Here is a 4,433-nt window from a genome sequence, read left to right on the forward strand (position 1 = left end):
ATTGCGAGGCGGCACTAAACAAGTTAAACTTTTGGGAAAATCCTTAATACTCCCCAAAGCAATCTCTATTTGAGGAGATTGCCACGGGGGGGAATAATGACCAAACCAGGAATCTAATTCTTTCCCACCCCCCTCGCAATGACAATAGCAACTTGTCATTGCGAGGCGGCACTAAACAAGTTAAACTTTTGGGAAAATCCTTAATACTCCCCGAAGCAATCTCTATTTGCTAAGGAGGCAAATTTTCATCAAGCAAATATTTAATTGCCATTATTTAGACGCACCCTCAACTTGAGTTAGACGTTCCAACTTCCACCTCAGTACCTTCGCTACAAAAGGTGGAGGATGGCGATCGAATTCAGCTTGAGCTTTATTCGTATAGTCCAACCAATTATCTAAATATTGTCCTATGGCTTCGCGATCGCGCAAATAATACAAAATTGTGGCATAAACTTGCTCTAAGCTAAGAGTATTAAATAGTTCGGCAATTTCTTCTGCCGTCTTATTGTTAACAACGTATTCGTAAAGAATATTCTCAATACCGATCCGCGTTCCTTTAACTCGAATATCCTCCGGTGTCAGAAACTCAAAATAATCTTCTAATTGCATTTGTTAGTCCTTGTCTAAATTTGCCCAAAATCCGACAACTGTTCAAAACTTCTGTTAAAGGGCGAATGGCCATTCGCCCCTACAATATCTAATTACACCAATCCTAGCGGAATTAATAAATATAATAGGTTAAGATGCCTGTGTTACTACTAATATACTGAATGCTGATAGCTGAATGCTTAAAAGCTATAAAACTTCATCATAAATATCAGCCATTGTTAAAGTTAATCCCACTGAATTTAACTCTAAATAATCTTCTTTACCTAAACTTTTCCTAGACCAATAACCAACTTTTGACGGACTATAAATTTCTACTTTCATTTCTGTTTGAGAAACCAATACATACTCTTGCAAACTTGCTAAACTTTGGTAATTCAAACGTTTTTCTCGTCTGTCTAAATCTTGGGTAGAAGGGGAAAGTACCTCAACAATTAAACAAGGAAAACTCTTGTAATATTTTTCCGTATCTTGGGGGTCACAAGTTACCATCACATCCGGATAATAAAAAATATCCGAGCTATTTTCCGCAATGGCAATTTTAACCTTCATCTCTGCAATAAAAGTTTTACATCCGCTTTCCCGTAGATGAAAGCGTAAAAGACTAGCAATATTTAAAGCAATGCGGTTATGTTCTTCACTACCGCCAGACATAGCGAATATTTGACCACCAAGATATTCATGGCGAATAGGACTAATTTTTTCCCCTTCCAGATAATCTGTGGTTGAAATAAATGCAGTAGCTAATTCCATAGTTATTAGTTCTTCACTTTTATATGGATAATTATATCTAAATAAAATATTGTGAGTCGAGTAGTCCGGTTGATTTGTTTCCATCAAATATTTATGGTCTGTCCTGATCCAGCAGACTTCTTCAAGAATAAATTGTATTAGTTCTATAATATTCAGGCGATCGCTAACTTTTGATGGAAGTCTTATAGCACTAGGCATTATGGTTAGTACACTTATAAATACTCAAACTCAGTCAGGGATTATTTTTAACTTTTGACTTTTGAGTTTTGACTTGTGTGTAGCGCTATATTCCATCGCGTCTAGGGAGGGTGATATTGGTCACAAAAATTGCTTATGTACTTCACTTTGTGGTGGTAGAATAACTCACTCTCCTAATATCGAAAAATCACTCTCGACTTCAACTATAAGTCACCACTATAAAGAAAAAAACGAAAGATAATTAAAGTATAGAGTTCAAGGTAAGTCCCATGCTTCAAGTTAAATTACTCCCTGGTGCAATCAATGAAATAATGGCCTCTGTTGCTGACAATTCTTCTCTCACTCAATTAGACCGTTATGGCCTTATGGCTGCTATGTTAGATGATTCTATAAGTGAAGAGGATCGTTGCAGCGTTGATAGATTGTTGCGTTCTGTTGTTAAAGGACGGGTGCAGTTAAGATAAATTTTTGTCTTTCTCCCTTTGTCCAACTTCTGAACTAGACATCATATAAATTCAGAAAAAGTTTAAAAAAAATCATAAATTAGTATTGGCAAAATTACGGATTTCTATCCATTCTTTATCTGATAAAGGTTCAGTAATTAGTATTGGCAAAATTATGGATTTCTATCCATTCTTTATCTGATAAAGGTTCAGTAATTAACTGAATTTTAAAACATTCACTAGCTGCTATAATTAACGCTTCAATAATCTGATTAATCAAACCTTCTCCCCTATCATTTGCAGATAAAAAAGATGTAGAAATATCAGAAACGACCGGGGATGGTTGAGAGTTAAAAACATAACTAAAAAACTCAACATCAGGTGCTAAAATCATAGAACCATGTTGTAATATTGCTCCTTTTTTTCTCAATTGCGCACTACCGATTAATTTTTTCCCATTAGGTAAGATTAAATCTGCACCTGTAGAAGTTCCAAAACAGTTTGGGTTGTTAATATAGCCTCTTCCCGCACTGCCATAAACTAAGTCAACGCCGAGCGATCGCCACCCCTGGATTAAAAATTCACAAATAGCTTGATAAGACTCTATGCGACTGCCACTAAAACCAGAAGTTATTAGACTATAAGTTAAATCTCCCTGATGCAAAACAGCTCTCCCACCAGTAGGACGACGCACAATATCTACAGATGTGCCTTGCCAAGTTAAGTTTTGCCAATATTCGGGATAGCGTTTTTGATGATAACCGAGAGAAATGGCGACTGGTTGCCAGGTGTAAAAGCGGAGAGTCGGTGGAATTTTTCCTTGGAGATGTTGGTTTAGCAACCATTCATCTATTGCCATTTGTAATTTTCCGGTTGTTTTGAGTAGGGGAATAAGTCGCCAAAACATAATGATTACGAATTTAGTTTCTGTAATTCTCGATCTTCTCAATAGACTACTCTTAATTGAGGCATCATAGAAAGTCAATAATCTGAAAAATTACTATCAACTAATAATTAATTATTACCTCTTATTAAAAAAAAGAGGATTGATTCAGAGGAACTTGTTTTCTTTTTTCTCCTTTAAAGAAGAGGCTTTAAACCTTAATTTTTCGGTAAAAGTTTATATATAATCAATTTTTGAGGAAATTTTTGGGTGAAAATCCTCAGCTTCCCTCAATAGTAAGGATGGCGGAAAGGTAATATATTTCGCTATACTAGATAACTGAGTTGGGAAATTCCTTCCCTCACAATATACCTAATAAATTGGTTGATTTTTTATTTTTATGAAGAACCTACTAAAAATTCTGCCTTGGTTAGTTATTGCTAGTTTTGCTTGGTCTCTTGGTTTTTTTTACAACGTTTATTTTGGCGGTCTAATTGGTCGGTTACGGGGAATGTACTATAATAAGGTCGCACTAGCTGGTGAGTTGGAGGATTCAAAAAGACTAATAATTGTTGGTGGATCGGGAGCGCACTACACTGTTAATTCTCAGCTAATGGGGGAAAAACTTGGTATCCCTGTATTTAACTTTGGCTTGGATGGTAATTTGGGTCTAAATGTAATCTTTCCAACTATTTTGGAGCAAGTTCGTCCAGGAGATATTGTGTTGATAATTCCTGAATACTTAATGCTCTTAGATGAGGATGGAATAGGCGATCGCTCTACTTACTTTGGGTTCGCTATTGGAAAACCAGGATTAGGAGGAATTCCACCTAAGAAGTTTGGCCAAGATACTTTCGGTTTAGGTGTGCCTAGTCTTAGAAGCTTGACAAAATCTACTATAGACATAGTAAAGAAGGCAGAAGATCCAGACTATGTTCCAGACTACTATGCCGATCCAATTACAGACTGGGGCGATCCAACGAAAACATGGGAGCGCAAAAGTAAGTGGTGGGAAATGGCAGTTAAGAAACCCATTACTCCTCATTCAATTGCACGAATTAAACAATTTCGAGAGGAGTTGGAGGCTAAAGAAGCAACTTTGCTCATCTCATTACCTTTGATTTATGGTAGTACAGATGAAAAAACTATGAAGAATGTTAAGAAAACTGCTGAAGAATTAAGCAAAATTGCTCCTACAATTTATGACAAAGAATCATTAAATTTGTGGACTGACTCCAATTTATTTGCTGATACTCACTACCACCTTAAAGAAGAAGCACGGGTTATGCGTTCAAAAGAATTAATTGAACAACTGCAACCTATTATAAATCAATAGATAACTAATAGACATCTCCAGAAAAGAGGGAGTAGGGAGTAGGGAATAGGGAGTAGGGGAAAATAATTGACGGTTTCTGCGTATGGGATTGATTTAATTTTTTATTTGTAGAGATGTCTAATAGAGATCTCCACAAAAGAATTTAGAGATATTCTATACAACCTTCCTACAAGGGTTTTACAAAAGGAATATTTAATTTCTGTTCTGGAGATGT

General features: G+C 36.0%; 5 protein-coding genes. 2 read left to right on the plus strand and 3 right to left on the minus strand.

The window, feature by feature from the left end:
- Window positions 1–270: 270 nt before the first annotated feature.
- Together ACP6PM_RS32450 and ACP6PM_RS32455 are read right to left on the minus strand one after the other, a co-directional pair.
- Window positions 271–609, minus strand: a complete 339-nt coding sequence (locus ACP6PM_RS32450) for a DUF433 domain-containing protein (protein ID WP_426590977.1) — start codon at window positions 607–609, stop codon at window positions 271–273.
- Between the two features lie 186 nt (window positions 610–795).
- Window positions 796–1,557 carry a Uma2 family endonuclease gene (locus tag ACP6PM_RS32455; RefSeq protein ID WP_426590978.1) on the minus strand — a complete coding sequence of 254 codons (762 nt, stop codon included), beginning with the start codon at window positions 1,555–1,557 and terminating at the stop codon, window positions 796–798.
- 311 nt (window positions 1,558–1,868) lie between these two features.
- Here ACP6PM_RS32455 and ACP6PM_RS32460 point away from each other — a divergent pair, with 311 nt between their 5' ends.
- Complete coding sequence (locus ACP6PM_RS32460; RefSeq protein WP_426590979.1) at window positions 1,869–2,021, plus strand: hypothetical protein; 153 nt, start codon at window positions 1,869–1,871, stop codon at window positions 2,019–2,021.
- 130 nt (window positions 2,022–2,151) lie between these two features.
- Here ACP6PM_RS32460 and ACP6PM_RS32465 read toward each other — a convergent pair whose 3' ends face one another.
- On the minus strand, window positions 2,152–2,907 hold the full coding sequence (locus ACP6PM_RS32465; protein WP_426590980.1) for a lipoate--protein ligase family protein: 756 nt from the start codon (window positions 2,905–2,907) through the stop codon (window positions 2,152–2,154).
- Window positions 2,908–3,283: 376 nt separating this feature from the next.
- Here ACP6PM_RS32465 and ACP6PM_RS32470 point away from each other — a divergent pair, with 376 nt between their 5' ends.
- On the plus strand, window positions 3,284–4,219 hold the full coding sequence (locus tag ACP6PM_RS32470; protein WP_426590981.1) for a hypothetical protein: 936 nt from the start codon (window positions 3,284–3,286) through the stop codon (window positions 4,217–4,219).
- Window positions 4,220–4,433 lie beyond the last annotated feature (214 nt).

Origin of the sequence: Dapis brunnea BLCC-M229 (genome assembly GCF_050015995.1) — a bacterium.
Lineage (GTDB): Bacteria > Cyanobacteriota > Cyanobacteriia > Cyanobacteriales > Microcoleaceae > Trichodesmium.

Bases quoted from the DNA above. Each gene is read 5' to 3' on its own strand.
- ACP6PM_RS32470 (WP_426590981.1), top strand. From the start codon at position 3,284: ATGAAGAACCTACTAAAAATTCTGCCTTGGTTAGTTATTGCTAGTTTT.
- ACP6PM_RS32450 (WP_426590977.1), bottom strand. From the start codon at position 609: ATGCAATTAGAAGATTATTTTGAGTTTCTGACACCGGAGGATATTCGA.
- ACP6PM_RS32460 (WP_426590979.1), top strand. From the start codon at position 1,869: ATGGCCTCTGTTGCTGACAATTCTTCTCTCACTCAATTAGACCGTTAT.
- ACP6PM_RS32455 (WP_426590978.1), bottom strand. From the start codon at position 1,557: ATGCCTAGTGCTATAAGACTTCCATCAAAAGTTAGCGATCGCCTGAAT.
- ACP6PM_RS32465 (WP_426590980.1), bottom strand. From the start codon at position 2,907: ATGTTTTGGCGACTTATTCCCCTACTCAAAACAACCGGAAAATTACAA.